Genomic DNA, 18,246 nt, shown 5'->3' with positions numbered 1-18,246 from the left:
ATGTTACAGGTTAATAATTTACATTATACAAAAAGCCGGCATGTTATACTACGAGGATTAAGCTTTACTATTCCAGAGAACCGCACAGTGGCTTTATTGGGTGAAAATGGCGTTGGAAAAACAACGTTAATGCGGTTAATTGCAGGCTTGATTGAACCCAATCCACATTCAGACATTATGATTGATGGTGTTATGGGTGCAACGATTAAGTCGAAATTGTCATATGTTTCAACATTGAGTTGGACTAATAATTATGATCGTGTCAGTGACGTTGTGGCTTATTTTAAAATGGGATATCCAGATTTTAATGAAGACCGTATGGAAGAATTGATTAAATTTATGCGTATTGATCGTAGTCGGCGGATTGCTAAATTATCTACTGGAATGATTGAAAAATTACTGATTGCCTTGACTATTTCACGAGACACCTCAGTTTATTTGTTAGATGAACCTTTTGGGGGTGTTGATGTATTAGCCCGCAAAAAGATTATGCAGTCATTGTTACACTGGCTTCCAGAAGATGCGACGGTATTGGTGTCAACACATTATATCCAAGAAATTGAAAGTTTAGTTGATGATGCGCTTATCCTAAAAGATGGCCGTTTATTGGCCTACCAATCTGTTGAAAATATTCGTCAAACAGAAGGCTTGTCGTTAGAACAATACTATACGCAACTTTATATTGAGGATAATGGAGGGCGTGAATAATGTTAAAAAATACACGTCTCTTTAAAATCTTCGCTAAAGATTCAATGAATCATGTACTATTCATTACTGGAATTGGTGCAGTGGTCGCAATACTAATTATTATTTGGCAATTATTACCTTTTGTACCGCATAATACGTTAATAAATGATGGTGGCGGTATTGCCGCATTTAAAGATCGTGTTATCGTCTTTGAAGGCCTTTTAGCATTTTTAATTGTTTTAGTTTTGGGTGTGCGTATGTTTATTTCATCTTCTAAATCATGGAATAAATCAAAATATGTTTTGCTACCAGCACGTATTGATCAATTAATGATTTGGAACTTGGTTGGTCGGTTTATTGTGAATGTGTTTGCCATGATGGTTACTGGAATTGTCTTTTTAGGATTGGAATGGTTGATGAATTCAGACTATCATGACAATATTATGGACGTTTTAACCTCTGTTACGCTGTATCATGTCGGTCAATTTTTTGATGGGTTAATCTTTTTATATTTATTTGTGAATTTAGCCGTTGTAACGAATAATTGGTTAATGGGTTTTGTCGGTGATAAATGGCAACAACGTGCAAAAATATTCGGCCTGATTTTAATGATTTTTATTTTGGGCTATGGGTTATCATGGTTACCTGATAGCTGGATTACAGATATTATTGCTGATATTGGTATGCTAGGATTAATTTGGTACTTGTTAAGATATCATAATGAAGCAAAATAATGAAAAAACATCTCACTGAGCAAAATGTGACTTAGTGAGATGTTTTTTTGTGTAATTTAATTAACTGTACCAATGTGTGTTAATTTATGATCTAAATGACTAAAAATAAAGCGATCAGCATAGCCAACAAATAATCCTTGGAAGAAAAATGAAAAGAGGGTACCAATATTTAATGCCACAATTTCTCCAGAAGCTAACCAGACAATCAGTGAAATAACCATTGGAAATGAGAAATTGAAAGTTTGTGAGATGGCAGCATTACCCTTGAAAAACATAAAACGAGTAAGATTAGTTAAATCATCCATTGGATGCAAAATAAACTGCAGACGTTGGGTTATGGAAACCCCCATGGCAATGAATATAATACCAATGAAGTCAATAATAATACGCCATACCAGTGGTAAATGCTGTAATGAAGAAAATTGTGTTGAAACGATACCAATAACGCTACTAAAAGCGATTAAAAATAATAGGTTACCGAAAATATGGGGCCAATCAATTGCGCGTTGTAATGCACAAGTAACAACGGTGGCGATAACACCGTAAATAAATAAAAAAATACTGATTGATATACCAGTAACATTAGCAAGATTAGCTGCAGATGCAGTCCAAGGTGCTGATCCCATGTTAGTTGCAACGGTAATCCCGTTACCAAAAGCATTAAAAACTAAACCTGCAATAAAATAAATACTAAGCTCTGCTGAAGATAATTTTCTTAGTTGGCCATGATTGTTATACATAAAATACCCCTAAATGTTAAATACGTTCTCTTTTTCATTCTAACAAACTTTACTAAGACTGACTGTTGGATTTGAAGAGAATTATTTAACTAATGACAGCCAATGACTCAATGTTCGTGAAAAATGAATTAAAGTTCGTTTTTTGTCAGGAAAAATAAGCCGTTTACGAAAAAAATAAGATAAACTTTGATTTTTAATGGTTAATTATACTACAATAGGAAAGTTGTTTAAAAATTGAATTATGTATTAAGGGGTCTGATTTCATGTTTGAACGTTATTTCAAGCTTTCTGAATCTGGAACATCTGTTAAAACAGAGTTACTTGCTGGTTTAACAACGTTTCTATCAATGGCTTATATTTTATTCGTTAACCCTTCAGTTCTTGGCGCAGCGGGGATGGACAAGAATGCCGTCTTTGTTGCAACAGGACTAATTGGTGCTATTGCAACTGTCTTTATGGGTGTTGTCGCAAAGTATCCATTTGCGATTGCGCCTGGCCTAGGTATTAACGCTTTTTTTGCTTATAGTGTTGTTATCGGTATGGGTGTTAAATGGCAAACTGCGTTAGCTGGTGTGTTTGTGGCTGGTGTGATTTTTTGGATCTTAACAGTCTTTAAAATCCGCGAGATTATCATTAATGCGATTCCGGCTGATTTGAAAGCTGCGATTGCAGGTGGTATTGGTTTGTTCATTGCCATGATTGGTTTGGTTGATGGTGGTATTATTTCTGCTAATAAATCAACAATTATTGGTTGGGGTGACTGGAGTGATCCAAAAGTATTGCTAACCATTGTTGGTGTGTTAATTACTTTTGCACTATATGCTCGAAAAGTTCCAGGCGCTATCTTTATTGGTATGGTGGCAACGTCAATTATTGGCTTGTTCACTGGTTTGATTCCATTGCCTTCATCACTAGTTGCTAGTGTACCAAGCTTATCTCCAACCTTTGGTCAAGCAATCTTTGGCTTGAAAGATGTGTTTACCTGGGAAATGGTGCCAGTTATCTTAACATTTTTGTTAGTTGCTTTCTTTGACACAGCTGGTTCATTGATTGGAATTGCCCGTTCAGGTGGTTTCTTAGTTAACAATGAGTTACCACGTGCCGGTAAAGCCTTGATGGCCGATGCAATTGGTATGTTGGGTGGTTCTCTACTAGGAACGTCACCAACTACAGCATTTGTTGAGTCATCTACTGGAATTGCAATTGGTGGTCGTACCGGACTAACTTCAGTATTTACTGGATTGTTCTTGCTATTATCGTTATTCTTCTCACCATTATTGGTTGTTGTGACATCTAATGTTACAGCAGCCGCTTTGATTATTGTTGGTGTGTTAATGGCAAGTAACTTTAAGGCAATCAATTGGGATGATTTCCCAATTGCTGCTGCATCATTCTTAACGATTATTGGTATGCCATTATCATACTCAATTTCTGATGGTATTGCGCTTGGATTTATTGTTTATCCATTGTTGATGATCGTTACGGGTCGTGCTAAAAAAGTTCATCCAATTATGTACGGATTAGGTTTGCTATTTATTTTGTTTGTTATTATTCTACAAACAAATGGATAATAGTTTCATGTGAAACATTAAAAAAACGATAGGTGTCTTTTTAGAAGATGCCTATCGTTTTTTTATAGTGTTTTTAATGCATGTCGTATCTCATTTATTAAAAAAGCCACTAAACGGGTAGTGCGACCGTTTAGTGGTTAATACGTAGAATAGTCTTTCTTATCAATAAGTACATTATACAAGGTAATTTGAATCATGACTAATAGAAGCTATCAGATGACTAATTTAATTCATGTTCACTAGTTTTTCCGGCAATGATTGTGAGCATGTCGTGTAATGAAATTTCGACCATATTGCGAATGGCATTATCTGTGTAAAAACCAATATGTGGTGTCATAATGGCATTAGGTAAGGCCATGATAGTTTTCAAATAGGCATTATTAAAATCAGTAGTTGAAAAATCATTACTGAAAATATCTGCTTCACCTTCAATTGTATCTAATCCAGCGGCAGCAATCGTGTGATTCTCTAGAGCAGTAATTAATGCAGGTGTATCAACAACACTGCCTCGTGAAGCATTGATAAAAATAGTGCTAGGTTTCATCTGTTGAAAAACAGCTGCATCAAATAGGTGATAAGTACTATCAAGTAATGGTGTATGTGTTGTAATGATATCAGCAGTTTTGAAGATTGTTTCATGATCAACATAGGTTAAAACGCTGTTTAGTTCAGGCCGATGAATAGGGTCAGCAGCAAGTACGGTCGCACCAAGCGCTTTAAAAATGCGAGCGACTTCACTACCGATTTTACCAGCACCGATAATACCAACGGTTAAATCGTGTATTTCACGAGATTGAAGACCATCCCAGGTGAAATCATGATTTTGCACACGTTGTTGCGTCGTGTGCAAGTTGCGTAATAACCACATGGTTTGGGCTAAGACCATTTCAGAGACTGAACGTGGTGAATATGCAGGGACGTTGGTGACTTTTAGATTATTTTGAGTTGCTAACGGTAAATTAATAGTGTCGTAGCCAGTAATGCGAAGTGTGATTTGTTTAATTCCAAATTCATGCAATTTTTCATATACGATTGGATCATCAATAAGATTGTCTTGCTCAGTTGAAATACCGTCATATCCGTTAGCTAAATCAACCGTATCAGGATTAAGGGTGACAGTATTCCAATCAATTTGGACATCATGATGATGCTTTAGCCATTCGGTAACGACAATTTTTTCATCATCCATGATGTTATACATTAAAATTTTGATCATTAGCATTTCCTCTAATTAAAAAGTTAGTTTTTCAAAAGCACGGACTGCTGCTTCTAATGTTGTCATATCTTGTGTAACAGCGATGCGAATATAACCACGACCAGCATCTCCAAATGCCCGTCCAGGAATAACTAAGACACCTACTTGTTCTAGTAAGTAGTTACTGAAGGTTACATCATCCATGCCACTGGCTGAAATATCAGCAAAGAGGTAAATACTACCGGCAACAGGTAATATCTTTAGCCATGGTAATTTATTTAAAGCAGCAGCAACGTAATTGAGGCGGTTACCAAATTCTTCTTTAAGGGCAGGTGTAAAATCATCAATGTGATTTAAAGCATAAGTACCGGCTGTTTGTGAAATACTAGGTGCCGAAAATGTAATGCCTTCATTTAATAAACCAGCGGCGGCAATGACATTAGCAGGACCGGCTAGGTAGCCAATGCGAAAACCAGTCATAGCGAAAACTTTAGATAATGACCCTGTGACTAAGGTGTGGTTTGGAGCCAGCTTTTCAAGCGGGGTAAATTCATGATCACCATAAACAAATGGCCAGTAAACTTCGTCAGCAATCAAATAAAAATCATGCTCTTTAGCAAGATTAGCAAGTGTTTGAAGTAATTCCTGATCATAAACAGCACCAGTCGGGTTATTAGGCGTGTTGACTAAAATTGCTTTTGTTTTATCGCTAATTGCCGCTGTAATGGCCTCTTTAGTTGGCTGGAAGCCGTTTTTAGCCTCACAAGTAACGATGATTGCTCTACCGCCGTTAGCCTCTACTTGGGTTTTATAAGGTGAAAAGTAGGGCTCAAAAATGATGACCTCATCCTCGGGATTAATAATGGCACCAAAAGCTAAAAAGGTTGCATGTCCGGCCCCAACTGTAGCGCGAACATTTTCTTTTTTGTAAGACAAATCAAATTTTTCTTGATAAAAGTCAACAATGGCTTGCAAATATTCGATGTCACCATCACTAGCTGAGTAATGCGTATTACCTGCGGTTAAACTATCTTTAGCAGCAGTTAGTATTGGGGTAGCAGTTACCATATCGGGATCCCCGATTGATAAATCAATGACATTTGTCATTAGGGCAGCTGTTTTGCCAATTTCTGACATAATATTTTCGGATGGTTTACTAAATAAATTAGCTAGACTACGTGGCATATGAACACCTTGCTTTCTCATTTTATTTTAATGTTATTATACATGTATTATGACTGATGTACAGATAATGTTATATGGTGTGGTTTATCGTGATTTATTTGAAAAATCATAAAAATACCCCGAGAGTTAAGTTTTTACTTTAACTTTCGGGGTACACTTCAGTTTGCGTTAGTGGTTTTTTATTATCATTAAGATAAATAAATCGTTAAATTAGTGTGCGTTAAGGATTTACAATAAAGTTAGCGACTTCTTCTTGTTCAACCAAAATAACGTTGTCGGCTACAATTTTGGCCATTGCATCACGAGCTTCCACGGTAGCATTGCCAATATGGGGTGTTAAGATGACGTTCTTTAATAACTTCAAACCATCATTTACGTCTGGCTCGTTTTCGTAAACGTCTAAAGCAGCACCAGCAATTTCATCATTGTTAAGTGCTTCTAATAAAGCAGTTTCATCAATAATTGGACCACGACCAACATTAATAATAGCAGCTGTCGACTTCATTGCTTTGAAAGCACTCATCGCAAATTGATGATAATTTTCATCAGTTTGTGGCGCACTAATGACAATAAAATCACTTGTTGCTATTAATGTATTTAAGGGTGCATAAGTAACTTTTTCTGAGCGTTCTTCGGGATCAGATAGTGGATTGCGCTTGTAATATTGAACATGCATCCCCAAAGCATTTGCCTTACGAGCAATATCACGGCCAATATTTCCTAGGCCAACAATTCCCAAGGTTTTCCCAGCGATTTCATTGCCTAAAAAGTACAAAGGTGCCCAACCTGGAAAACCTTCACGCCGCATTTTTTTGTCGCCTTCAACAATACGATGGCTCAGTGATAAAATAAGGCCGATTGCGACTTCAGCAACAGCATTAGTCGATACTTTTGGTGTGTTGGTGACAACGATTCCTTTTTCTTTAGCGTAAGCTGTATCAATGTTGTTAAAACCAGCCCCAAAATTAGCAATTAATTTTAGTTTGGGTGCAGCGTCGATGATATCACGGTCAACCTTAGTAGAAAGTGGTGTGATCAAAAAATCAATATCTTCAACATTTTGTAATAGTGTCTCGTGTGAAATGAGTTTTGTACCGTCATATACAGTAACTTCAAAACCAGCATCAATTAATTTTTGTGTGGCAACTTTAGGCAACTTTGCTGATAAATAAACCTTACTCATGATAGTCTCCTTTGTGTTTTGGTTACGCTTACATTATCTCGTTATTTACCAGAAACTTCAAATAAGTTAACTGTTAGTTTTCTGGATTTTTTAGTAATATTTAGATACAATGACTTTTAAAATACATTTGGGGGATAACATGAACAAACGTTATATACGACTCTTAATAAAAATATTATCAGTGATTATGCTGATTTTATTAGGTTGGTTAATTGTTCGTTTATATCAAATTGGGATGTTTAACGATACAAATACTTTGATTAATGTTTTGAAAAAGTATGGTATCTGGGCGCCCATTATATTTATTTTTGTGCAAATCATTCAAGTTGTGGTACCTATTTTACCAGGTGGTGTTTCACTAGCTGCAGGGGTTGTGATGTTTGGGCCTTGGTTAGGATTTATATATAATTATGTAGGGATTGTCCTGGGATCAATGATTTTATTTTGGTTAGGACGACGTTATGGTCGTCGTATCATTGATGTTTTCGTCAGTGAGGATACGTTAAATAAATACATTGGCCGTCTGGATTCAAAGGGATGGCATTGGACATTTGCGTTACTAATTTTTTCACCAGTAGCACCAGATGATGCTTTGGTACTCCTTACAAGTTTAACTAAAATGACCTGGCGAGAATTTATCATGATTTTATTGTTGGGTAAACCATTGTCAATCTTTATTTATAGTTTGGGGATGTTGTACGGTGCAGATTGGTTGTTGAGAATACTAGGTAGTTAAAAGATAGACGGCATCTAAGTTACTTATAGAGACAAATAAGCCACCAACCTAACCATTTTAATTTGGTAGATTGGTGGCTTATTTATATTAAAAATATTTGTTTATTCTTTTACTGTTTTATTTAACTTTTCAGCTTGGTAATAATCTGGGAATACTTTGGCACTTTTGACACCCCAGTAATAGAAAATTAATGAGATGATAATAATGACAACAAAGTCCCAAGGATAATGAATCCAGTTAATGCCGTTAAATTCATGACTACCAATAAATGAAATGATTGAAATAAAGATTAAGTAAACAATCAACCACAAAGCTGATTTAAACGCTTTAAGGGTATCGTTGTGCTCGGCTTTATATTCATAATAAAAGTAGATTGGTAGACCTAACATGATGACAAGAATAACTTCCACTGTGGTTGGCCACATTGACCAGTAAATAGCTAATGAAGCTAATACGAAAGCAAGTGGCGCCATAATTGATAAGAAACGTAATTTAATAGGCCGTTTGAAATCAGGTGCTAAGCGTCTAAAAGCAACGGTTGTAACTGGTCCAGTTAAGTAAGCAATTAATGTTGAAGCACAGACAACAGTTGCAAGTGTTGACCAAGAACGGAACACAGAAACCATTAGCATACTAATCACAAGGTTTGTTAACATCGCAGCATGTGGCATATGGAATTTACCACTAAGTTTACCTAAAAAGCTGGGGATGTGTTTATTGCTTTCCATAGCGAATAGGACACGACCAGTAGAGGCGGCAAAAGAGACACCAGTTCCAACGGGTGAGACAAAGGCATCTAAGTATAGTAAAACAGATAACCAATGAATACCTAATAGAATAGCCAAATCAGCAAATGGTGAACTGAAGTTAATACCATGCCAACCATATTTTGCTAAGGTTGCTGGATCAATAGCAGTAATAAATGCACTTTGAATAAGAACGTAAATAACACCACTGATTAATAGTGATAAGAAAATACCGCGTTTGACATTTTTCTTAGTATCTTTAATCTCACTTCCCATGTTAATCACAGTTTGAAAGGCGTTAAATGAGAAAATAATTCCTGCTGTTGCCGTTGCTGAGAAAATAGGCGCAGAGCCATAGGGCATGAATTCATGTATTGAGTGGCCATAGTTACCAGGATGAAAACTTGAAAGTGTCAACATGATAATCGTAATGGCCGGAATACCAATTTTAAAAATTGAAATAAAATTAGTGAAGCGTGTTAATAATGTAACTGACCAAAAATTAATTAGGGTAAATACAAACATAAAAGCAAAAACGAGCCATAGCCCTGATGTTGTAATTTCACCGTTACTAAAAAATTGGTTTGTCCAATTAGCCCATGACCAAGGCCATGAACTCATATATTGAACAGCTGCAACAGCTTCGATTGGGATTAATGCAATCAAAGATACCCAGTTTGACCAGGAAGAGATGAAGCCTAGTAAAGGTCCGTGTGAGTATTGCGCATAACGGCTCATACCCCCAGCTTCAGGAAACATTGTTCCTAACTCAATATAGTTATAGGCGATTGAAGCGATAACTAAACCACCAATTACCCATGAAATGATTGCGGCTGGTCCAGCAACACGGGTTGCCTCCCAAGATCCAAATAGCCAACCTGAACCAATTAATGATCCAAGAGTCAGCATGACAAGTTGAAATAAGCCAATCTTTTTTGTTTTCTTTGACTTCATAAGTCCTCCTTCTGATAATAGCCACTATTATAACAAATTTATGAAATAATACCAAATTCCGAAAAATACTACATGGTTTTATCTTTAAAATAAATACGTAACGAATACTTGTTTATTGATTAACGTGTGAAAGCGTTTGAAAAAAATAGTGTGTTCATGATATATATTTTGAGGATACGTCATAAATAAAATGCAAATTGATTGTAAAGATTATTACAAGCGAATTGTTAACGAATTAATTAATGCATGTTACAAAAGTTCGCTATATATCGAACTTTAAACGATTAAATGTTAAGAGTATTTGAATTTTGTAAATAATATGGCTGAATTTTAATGATTAATTGACCTTATGTTACGAGAATTTTGTTGCGTATTAGTCTATATTTTTCGATAATATAACTTGTGTCTGTATTATTTTTTTGGGAATCTGATTAAGGAGAACAGCCGTGATTTTTAAAAAACGTCTTGATGAGGCAATCACAACATCAAAGTTAGCCGTACTCTTAATTCCAGCTATGACATTATCAGCTGGTATAACATCTTTAATGGCAGCTAAATCGTATGAAATAATTAGGCTAGCAAATGCTAACGGTAAGGCAATTGAGGAAGAGAAGAAACTGCATGATTAATCGTATTTTTACGTACCTCAAAAGTGACATCATGTTTACTGTTAGTATGTCATTGGCGGTGATAACGTCTTTTTTTGTGGTACCAGACTTCGGTGCTGTTAACTGGCACACCATTTTTAGTTTAATGACGATGATGATCTGGGTAAGCTTACTAGAAAATGCAGGTGTGTTACATGCTGTATCCGTCTGGTTAGTTAGTAGAAGTCATCATACACGAGCGTTAATGACAAGTGTGACGCTATTATCATTTTTTGGTGCGATGTTATTGTCAAATGATATTGCAATCTTAACGCTGATGCCAATTTATTTACGTTTAGCATCTGAATTATCTAATCAATTAAAGATCATTGGGTCGACTTTAATTATTATGGCTGCCAATTCAGGAGCGATTTTGTTCCCATTTGGTAAGTCGCAAAACTTATACTTATTTGGACACTATGGTGTTAGTGTTGGTGAATTTTTTAAATGGTCAGGCGCACTGACAGTTGCATCATTAATTTTGATGTTTATTATTACAAGATTTATTAAATCAACACCGTTATCAATTAATTTACAACCAGCAGAACGTATTGAAAGTCGTTCAATGACGTTTTTGATTATTACTGGCGTTATCTTGATTGTAACAATTTTTGGTTGGTTACCATTTAATATTGTGGTTCCAATCATGTTAGTTATATTCTTTATTTATAATCATAAAATATTTACAATGGTTGATTATGGCTTATTAACAACATTCTTTTTCTTCTTTGTTGCCACAAATAATTTAGCAAACATACATATCGTACAGGATTTAGTTAGTTCACTATTTGATACACCGTCGCATGTGTTGTTTGGAAGTTTTTTGTTGAGTCAAGTCATTTCAAATGTACCGTCAACAATTTTGATTTCAACATTTACAGATCATGCACACGAATTATTCTTAGGAACAAATATTGGTGGTTTGGGAACGATGATTGCATCGATGGCTAACTTAATTGGTTACCGTGTTTATCGCCAAATTGAACCTGATTCATCAGCTGCTTTTTTGCGATTGTTTATGGTTTTAAATTTTGTTATGGCTGTCGTACTATTAGTATTATTCGGCATTTAGTTAATAAAACAGTTTAAGGATTTGATGGGTATATCAAATCCTTTTTTATATGCAAAAAAGCATAATGGTCACTGATTACTGCTATTAAATTGAGGATAAAACAGGTATAATTAGGGGGAGATTTTGGCTTTTTAATGAGTCGGAGAAAGAAATGCAGAAAAAATTAGATGAACCCGATATTGAAACTTTGGCAAAGAAGGATATATTTGCAAAGGTAGCTGATGGCGATTGGTATCAATATGCCAAAGAACCGCAGATACAAGCGATTGTTAAGGCAAGTACACAAGCGATTCAACGAATTAATCAGATAGCTGTTACTGACACGCAAGAGGCGTTGCGCCAAATACATGCGTTAGCACCTAATATAGCCAATGATGTTGAGTTTTATTTTCCGATAACTAATATTGAACACCCGAATAATTTGTATATTGGTGAGGGAACCTTTATCAATTTAAATTTTACTATTTTAAGCGCTGGTAAAGTTACAATTGGAAAGAATTGCTTCTTAGGACCAAATACACAGTTGTACACCCCTAATCATCATCCACGAAATAAAGTGTTGCGTCGGGCTGGTTGGCAGTATGATTTGCCAATTACAATTGGCGATGATTGTTGGTTTGGTGGCTCGGTAATTGTTTTACCAGGAGTGACGATTGGCGATAATGTCGTTGTTGGTGCTGGAAGCGTTGTAACGCATGATATACCTAGCAATACGGTTGTTGCAGGTAATCCTGCTAAACCAATTCGTTATGAATGATAAAGTGTTGGAGTATGAAAGTAATCTAGCGTAAAAAAGTAGTAACTTGCCTGATTTATCAGCAAGTTACTACTTTTTTCATTATCACGAGTTAAATAAAATCTTTACCAACAAAACCAGTTTTATCTGTATCGGTAATTTTTCGTAAAATGCGGCAAGGATTACCAGCTGCAACAACGTTATTTGGAATATCGTGTGTCACAACGCTACCAGCACCAATAATCACATCATCGCCAATGGTGACCCCTGGTAGGACCGTAACGTTGGCGGCTAACCAGCAACGATTGCCAATCGTAATTGGTTTGGCGATGCACCCGCCAATTTCACGTTCATGAGCATCAAATGAATGGTTGCTTGTATACAAACCGACCTTTGGACCAAATAAAACACGATTCCCAATGGTGACCTTAGCGCCATCTAAGATGACCGCATCATAGTTGGCATAAAAATAGTCGCCCACATGGATATTACGACCAAATTCGCAACGGAAATTTGGATTAATATCAGGTTGTAGACCGGCACTTCCAAATAAATGACGGATTAGTTGCTCTTTTTTCACTGGGTCTGTTTCTTGGTTGAGTTCGTTGGTTAGCTTTGTAGATTGCTTGCGCTCGGCCACTAGGATTGGATCCAAATCATTATATGTTTTACCCGTGGCCATATAGGTGAATTTTTCATCTAAATTCATTATATATCCCCCAAAATTATAAGTATAACTAGCATAGCATAATTATCTTTGCTGGCTAAATAATAACAAATAGGTTGACAAATGATTTTAAATTAGATTATTATGAGAATACAATTAAAGCCGAAGGAGTTATATTATGAAAAATCATCGTATATCACAAGTAAATAGTTGGCGTTATTACTTTCGTTTCTTTATGTAGTGTTTGCATCACATTAATACAGGTGCAAACACGAAACACATGTTTGCACCTGTGGGAAATGAAAGCTATTTAGAGTGGCTTTAAAAGATCCTGCAGGTTTAGGAAAAATCTGTAGGGGAATTATATTTGGTTATGGATGACCCCCGGATTATTTCTATCTGGTGGGTCTTTTTTGTATTATTGGCGCTTGTTGTAATGAAAATAACCAAAGAGGTAAAACATAATGGAAATGACAAACTATTTAAATCGACAATTAGCAGGTGTTAAAGCTTCTGATATTTTGAATTTTGCAAATTTTGCACAACAAATTCCAAATATTATTAACTTCACATTGGGGGAGCCTGATTTTAATACACCAGAACATATTAAACAGGCAGCAATTCAAAGTATTCATGATGATCATTCACATTATGCACCAGCAAACGGTACATTAGCTTTACGTGAAAATGCTAGTACGTTTTTGGCAAATAAATATCAACAACACTATACACCGGATGAAATTATTGTGACGCAAGGGGCAACAGAAGCACTTTATACTGCAATTGTGTCAGTTTTAAATCCTGGTGATAAAGTTATTATTCCAACACCAACATTTCCCTTATACATTGCAGATGTTACGGTAGCTGGTGGGCAACCAGTATTGGTTAATACAGCAGCGACAGGATTTAAACTAACACCTGAGTTATTAGCAGAAACGATTACCCGTGAAGGTGAAGCTGTTAAGATGGTTATTTTGAATTATCCAAGTAATCCAACGGGTGTTGTGTACTCACCAGAAGAGTTAAAAGCTTTAGCAGATGTACTACGTGATAAGCCAATTTTTGCATTGTGTGATGAAATTTATAGTGAATTACATTATGATCAACCACATGCGTCATTAAGTGCTTATTTACCAGAACAAACAATCTTAGTAACCGGTGTGTCTAAATCACATGCTATGACGGGTTGGCGAATTGGTTTATTGTGTGCACCACAATCATTAATTAACGAATTAAGTAAGATTCATCAATTTACGATTACAAGTACAGCAACGGTGACTCAGGATGCTGCGGCTTCAGCTTTGGGGCAAGGAAAAGATGATGCGTTACCTATGAGAGATGCCTATAGTACACGTCGTGATTATATTTTGGCGACATTAGATGATTTAGGGTTTATAACGGTTAAACCAGAAGGCGCATTTTACATTTATACAAAAATTGCACCAGATTTGGAACAAGACGATGAAAAATTTGCTTATGATTTAGCAGAAAGAGGATTAGTTGCTGCAGTACCAGGTTCATATTTTGGCCCAGGTGGTGAGCATTACTTACGTTTGAGTTATGCAACGAGTATGGCTGAAATTAAGCAAGGTATGACTAATTTGAAAAATTATGTTGCACGACAACGTACAGAATAATTCAAAACTAGGAGATAAAATGACAAAAATATTATTATTGAGTGTACGACCAGATGAACGAGCTGCAATCAACGCATGGGCGCAACGACATCCAGATATCGATGTTACAATGTCAGAAGCAGAATTACATTCCGATACGGTTGAACAAGTTGCCGGATATGATGGTTTAGTAATTCAACAACGTAGTCAAATTGAAGCAGATGTTTACCCACGTTTGCATGCCTTAGGTGTTAAACAGATTACCACAAGAACAGCTGGCTACGATGTAATTGATCTAAAAGCAGCACAAGCAAATGATTTAGTCGTTAGTAATGTACCTGCGTACTCACCACGTTCAGTAGCAGAGTTGGCTTTGACACATACGATGCGTTTAATTAGGAAACAAGAATTAGTGGATCAACGTGTGCGTGAACAAGATTTTCGCTGGGACGGGTTACAAGGTAGCGAAATTCATTCGCTAACAATTGGTATTATTGGTGCTGGACGTATTGGAGGTACATCAGCAGGATTATTTCATGCATTAGGAGCGAACGTCATTGCTTATGATATTAAGCCTAATCATGACTTAGATGATATTTTAACGTTTAAATCATTAACAGAGGTGTTGCAACAAGCTGACGTTATTTGTTTGCATGTGGATTTAAACGAAACCTCAATAGATTTAATTGATGCAGATGCTTTGTCATCAATGAAATCAACTGCTTATTTAGTAAATGAATGTCGTGGACCAGTTGTGGATACTGATGCGTTGATTAAGGCATTGGCAAATAAGCGTATTGGTGGGGCAGCACTGGACACAATGGTTGGTGAAGAAACGTTCTTTAATTTCGACTTACGAGGTAAAGTATTACCTAATGAAAATTTAATCCGATTACGTGAATTTGATAATGTTATTATTACACCACACGTTGGTTTTTATACAAATATTGCTGTACAAAATATGATTGATATTAGTTTAGACGATACCTTAGCAATCATTACGGAGGGTAATTGTAAACACTTAGTTGGATAATATAGAAAAAGCCTAATCTCGTAAAAGAGATTAGGCTTTTGATTATGTTTCATGTGAAACATTAGCGACTACGAGCAGGTAGATCTAATGAAGCATCTGCCAATACATGACCGTTAATAGCTCGTCTGAAATCATTTAAAAAGTAACCGGGTGTCAAATCCAATTGATCGTCTAGCGCAAATACTTTTAATGTATAATCGTGTGTTTTATCAGGAGGCATTGGTCCAACGTATCCTTGTGTAAGTGCTGGATTATCTTGATGATATTGCGCATACTTTGAATTGGTTCCTGGTACGTATGAAATGTCACTGTGAGCTATATTTTCTGGAATATCTGCGACAGGTAAATTAGCAGCTAACCAGTGAATCCAAACAAAACCTGCCACTGGAACTGAATCATAATCAACAAAAACAACCGCAAGTGACCGAGTACCAGTTGGTATGTCAGTCACTTTAATTGGAAAGTTGGTTGTTGGTGTATCATCTAATCGGTTTTCTGCGGGTGCAAATTTTGCATATTTATCAGGTAAAAAATGATTATCATCTAGGGATACATGAATTTTCATAAAAATAGCCTCCGTCCTTATTTACTAAAGTCAATTTATCATAATAATGATTGTTAATTGTGAGATTGATTATTTTGTTTAATTAATTTAAAGTAACATCCTCACGAGCATGAATTAATTCAGTAATTAATTCGTTAACAGGTGTAGGAATATTTAGTTCTTTACCCATACGAGCAATTGCGCCATTTAGATAATCTATTTCGGTACGTCGTCCAGACGCAATATCTTGATGCATTGATGGATAATGATCACCGGCTTGATCAGGTGCAAGGGCGGCGTTAATTGTCGTTAAGGCAAGCTTTTCAGTTAGTGGAATACCTTTGGCTTTCGCTACTGCTTCGAATTCAAGGACCACTTTATCTGTTAAAGTAGGCACATAGTGACTCATGTTTAGATCCATTACTTTGCAATCTAGTAAGGTACAAAAAGTATTTAATACACTGTTAAGACAAGCTTTTTTCCAAATTGATAATAAAACATTGTCGCTTACGCGCGGATTTAATTTCGCATTAGTTAATGCGTCATTAATCGCGTTCAATGTTTCATGTGAAACATTATCAATTGCCTGGAATTCAATATAACCTGAACCATTTAAAATGATAGAACCGGGTCCTACTAATTCACTAGTCCATAGGGTCGTTCCCACTAATAAAGGTGACTTTGGTGCAAACTTTTGGATTGTTTCTAGGTTACCGATACCGTTAGATAGGCAAAGAATTGCTGTGTCTTTATCCAATAAGTGAGAAATCTTTTGCAACATATCTTCAAGCTGCATGGCTTTGGTGAACAATAAGATCAAATCATAGTTATCATGAATGTCCTTAGGAAAGGCAGCCGGAATTTGAACAAATTGTTGTGTATCGTTTATTTCAACAGAGAGGCCCTTATTGTTAATTGCCGCAATATGCTCTGGCCATAGGTCTAGTAAGGTGACATCATTGCCTGATTGTTGGAGCATGTAGCCAAAACGACTACCCATTGCGCCACTACCTGCAATTGCAATTTTCATGATATATCCTCCAATTTAGTTGGTTGTTTCACCAATTAGTAGTTCGGGAACTATGTAAACAGATTGGACAGTTTTTCCAGATAATTCGTCTAATAATAATTGGACCATCTGTTGTGCAATGTCCTTTAAGGGTTGTTTTACGGTCGTTAATGATTGTTCTGCTAGTTGATGTACATAAATGCCATCAAAGCCGACGATGCCGACATCACGAGGAACAGATAATCCTTGATGGATACAGGCACGCAATGCACCTAGGGCTAGACGGTCAGTAGCTGCGACAATACCGGTTTGGGGCATTAGCGATTGACCAATTAAAAATTCTCGTGAAACATGTTCATCATTAGCTAGCTTATATATTTGAATCGGTTTTTCAGCTGTTTGCATAGCTTGTCGATATCCAGCTTCTCGATTGAGTTCAAAAGCCTCGTCGACGTCCATGCCTAAAAATAAAATGTGTTGATAAGATTGTTTTAGTAATAGTTCAGTTGCTAATTGTGTACCGATAGTGTTATCGATATCGACAGCAGTAATGCCAGGCTCACTACCGTATATTACTACTGGGACTGATAAATTACGCAAAGCGTCATAGTCACTGTGACGAACACCACTGACTAGAAAGCCATCCACATTTGTGACGTCAAAATTACGTTCATGACGCATTTCAAGTGTGTAGCCATATGACTGTAGTACATCAGTTAAATGTATTAACAAATGAGCGTAATAAGGCTCAATTTCGTCAACATTGTCTAGTAGAATGAAGGCAATGTTATAGTGACGATGGTTGGCTAATGCACGACCAGCACGATTTTGAACGTATCCTAGTTGATTAATGACACGTTGTACTTCAGTTCTTATTTCCAAAGAGACTTGTTCGGGATGATTAATAACCCGTGACACAGTCATCTTGGAAACATGGGCACTACGAGCAACATCTGATAACGAAACCATAATATACACCCCAATAATATTGTTTAATGATTAAATAAATCATAACACGAATAGACAATAGCAAACGATTTGTTTAAACGTTGAATGAACATTGTGTGAAAAATATGTTAACGGTAACAGTGAAAATACACTTTCATAATTTGATCATAAAAGCTATAGTTTAACTTGTTGTTAAAGCGCTTACATGAAAAATCATTGCATGCAAGTAGATTAAGGAGTTAA

At 36.2% G+C, this 18,246-nt stretch carries 18 protein-coding genes; 9 read left to right on the top strand and 9 right to left on the bottom strand.

Going from position 1 to position 18,246, the window contains the following annotated elements:
* Positions 1-708 (top strand): ABC transporter ATP-binding protein, encoded by a 708-nt coding sequence (locus G7Y65_RS02430; protein WP_042492270.1) that lies wholly within the window; start codon positions 1-3, stop codon positions 706-708.
* Positions 708-1,421, top strand: a complete 714-nt coding sequence (locus G7Y65_RS02425; RefSeq protein WP_042492268.1) for a hypothetical protein — start codon at positions 708-710, stop codon at positions 1,419-1,421. Before G7Y65_RS02430 ends, G7Y65_RS02425 begins: the two co-directional genes overlap by 1 nt.
* Before the next feature lie 56 nt (positions 1,422-1,477).
* Here G7Y65_RS02425 and G7Y65_RS02420 read toward each other — a convergent pair whose 3' ends face one another.
* Entirely contained in the window at positions 1,478-2,161 is a 684-nt protein-coding gene (locus G7Y65_RS02420) for a DUF6198 family protein (protein WP_137600342.1), read from the bottom strand.
* A 263-nt stretch (positions 2,162-2,424) separates the two neighbouring features.
* Here G7Y65_RS02420 and G7Y65_RS02415 point away from each other — a divergent pair, with 263 nt between their 5' ends.
* Positions 2,425-3,732 carry an NCS2 family permease gene (locus G7Y65_RS02415; protein WP_137600343.1) on the top strand — a complete coding sequence of 436 codons (1,308 nt, stop codon included), beginning with the start codon at positions 2,425-2,427 and terminating at the stop codon, positions 3,730-3,732.
* Between the two features lie 220 nt (positions 3,733-3,952).
* Here G7Y65_RS02415 and G7Y65_RS02410 read toward each other — a convergent pair whose 3' ends face one another.
* The 3 genes from G7Y65_RS02410 to G7Y65_RS02400 all read right to left on the bottom strand — a co-directional run bounded on the left by G7Y65_RS02410 (position 3,953) and on the right by G7Y65_RS02400 (position 7,295).
* Positions 3,953-4,948, bottom strand: coding sequence for a D-2-hydroxyacid dehydrogenase (locus G7Y65_RS02410; RefSeq protein ID WP_206222673.1), 996 nt, complete (start codon positions 4,946-4,948; stop codon positions 3,953-3,955).
* Between the two features lie 15 nt (positions 4,949-4,963).
* Positions 4,964-6,112, bottom strand: coding sequence for an aminotransferase class I/II-fold pyridoxal phosphate-dependent enzyme (locus G7Y65_RS02405; RefSeq protein WP_042492260.1), 1,149 nt, complete (start codon positions 6,110-6,112; stop codon positions 4,964-4,966).
* A gap of 220 nt (positions 6,113-6,332) precedes the next feature.
* Positions 6,333-7,295: a 2-hydroxyacid dehydrogenase family protein gene (locus G7Y65_RS02400; RefSeq protein ID WP_137600344.1), complete on the bottom strand. Its 963-nt coding sequence runs from the start codon at positions 7,293-7,295 to the stop codon at positions 6,333-6,335.
* Positions 7,296-7,434: 139 nt separating this feature from the next.
* On the opposite strand from G7Y65_RS02400, the gene G7Y65_RS02395 reads away from it, so the two are divergent.
* Positions 7,435-8,031: a TVP38/TMEM64 family protein gene (locus tag G7Y65_RS02395; RefSeq protein ID WP_052348378.1), complete on the top strand. Its 597-nt coding sequence runs from the start codon at positions 7,435-7,437 to the stop codon at positions 8,029-8,031.
* A gap of 101 nt (positions 8,032-8,132) precedes the next feature.
* Here G7Y65_RS02395 and G7Y65_RS02390 read toward each other — a convergent pair whose 3' ends face one another.
* The gene (locus G7Y65_RS02390; RefSeq protein ID WP_042492254.1) at positions 8,133-9,731 is read right to left on the bottom strand and encodes an APC family permease; all 1,599 of its coding nucleotides are present in this window, start codon (positions 9,729-9,731) and stop codon (positions 8,133-8,135) included.
* A 446-nt stretch (positions 9,732-10,177) separates the two neighbouring features.
* Here G7Y65_RS02390 and G7Y65_RS02385 point away from each other — a divergent pair, with 446 nt between their 5' ends.
* From G7Y65_RS02385 to G7Y65_RS02375, 3 genes are all read left to right on the top strand, one after another.
* Complete coding sequence (locus G7Y65_RS02385) at positions 10,178-10,360, top strand: hypothetical protein (protein WP_042492251.1); 183 nt, start codon at positions 10,178-10,180, stop codon at positions 10,358-10,360.
* On the top strand, positions 10,353-11,450 hold the full coding sequence (locus tag G7Y65_RS02380; RefSeq protein ID WP_042492249.1) for an SLC13 family permease: 1,098 nt from the start codon (positions 10,353-10,355) through the stop codon (positions 11,448-11,450). The genes G7Y65_RS02385 and G7Y65_RS02380 overlap by 8 nt, the downstream gene beginning before the upstream one ends.
* Positions 11,451-11,601: 151 nt before the next feature.
* Positions 11,602-12,207, top strand: coding sequence for a sugar O-acetyltransferase (locus tag G7Y65_RS02375; RefSeq protein ID WP_042492246.1), 606 nt, complete (start codon positions 11,602-11,604; stop codon positions 12,205-12,207).
* A 91-nt stretch (positions 12,208-12,298) separates the two neighbouring features.
* Here the strand turns inward: G7Y65_RS02375 and G7Y65_RS02370 are convergent, their stop codons facing one another.
* Positions 12,299-12,895 carry a sugar O-acetyltransferase gene (locus tag G7Y65_RS02370; protein WP_042492245.1) on the bottom strand — a complete coding sequence of 199 codons (597 nt, stop codon included), beginning with the start codon at positions 12,893-12,895 and terminating at the stop codon, positions 12,299-12,301.
* 422 nt (positions 12,896-13,317) lie between these two features.
* On the opposite strand from G7Y65_RS02370, the gene G7Y65_RS02365 reads away from it, so the two are divergent.
* Together G7Y65_RS02365 and G7Y65_RS02360 are read left to right on the top strand one after the other, a co-directional pair.
* Positions 13,318-14,490 carry an aminotransferase class I/II-fold pyridoxal phosphate-dependent enzyme gene (locus G7Y65_RS02365; protein ID WP_081839280.1) on the top strand — a complete coding sequence of 391 codons (1,173 nt, stop codon included), beginning with the start codon at positions 13,318-13,320 and terminating at the stop codon, positions 14,488-14,490.
* A gap of 19 nt (positions 14,491-14,509) precedes the next feature.
* Positions 14,510-15,502, top strand: a complete 993-nt coding sequence (locus G7Y65_RS02360; protein ID WP_042492240.1) for a D-2-hydroxyacid dehydrogenase — start codon at positions 14,510-14,512, stop codon at positions 15,500-15,502.
* A gap of 61 nt (positions 15,503-15,563) precedes the next feature.
* Here the strand turns inward: G7Y65_RS02360 and G7Y65_RS02355 are convergent, their stop codons facing one another.
* The 3 genes from G7Y65_RS02355 to G7Y65_RS02345 all read right to left on the bottom strand — a co-directional run bounded on the left by G7Y65_RS02355 (position 15,564) and on the right by G7Y65_RS02345 (position 18,024).
* On the bottom strand, positions 15,564-16,067 hold the full coding sequence (locus G7Y65_RS02355) for a YbhB/YbcL family Raf kinase inhibitor-like protein (RefSeq protein ID WP_141926959.1): 504 nt from the start codon (positions 16,065-16,067) through the stop codon (positions 15,564-15,566).
* An 82-nt stretch (positions 16,068-16,149) separates the two neighbouring features.
* Complete coding sequence (locus G7Y65_RS02350) at positions 16,150-17,076, bottom strand: ketopantoate reductase family protein (RefSeq protein ID WP_137600348.1); 927 nt, start codon at positions 17,074-17,076, stop codon at positions 16,150-16,152.
* Positions 17,077-17,091: 15 nt separating this feature from the next.
* Positions 17,092-18,024: a LacI family DNA-binding transcriptional regulator gene (locus tag G7Y65_RS02345; RefSeq protein ID WP_042492234.1), complete on the bottom strand. Its 933-nt coding sequence runs from the start codon at positions 18,022-18,024 to the stop codon at positions 17,092-17,094.
* Positions 18,025-18,246 lie beyond the last annotated feature (222 nt).

Origin of the sequence: Weissella sagaensis, assembly GCF_010306265.1 — a bacterium.
GTDB lineage: Bacteria > Bacillota > Bacilli > Lactobacillales > Lactobacillaceae > Weissella > Weissella sagaensis.
Note: the sequence above shows the minus strand (reverse complement) of the source record. Positions and strands in the feature narration are given on the sequence as shown.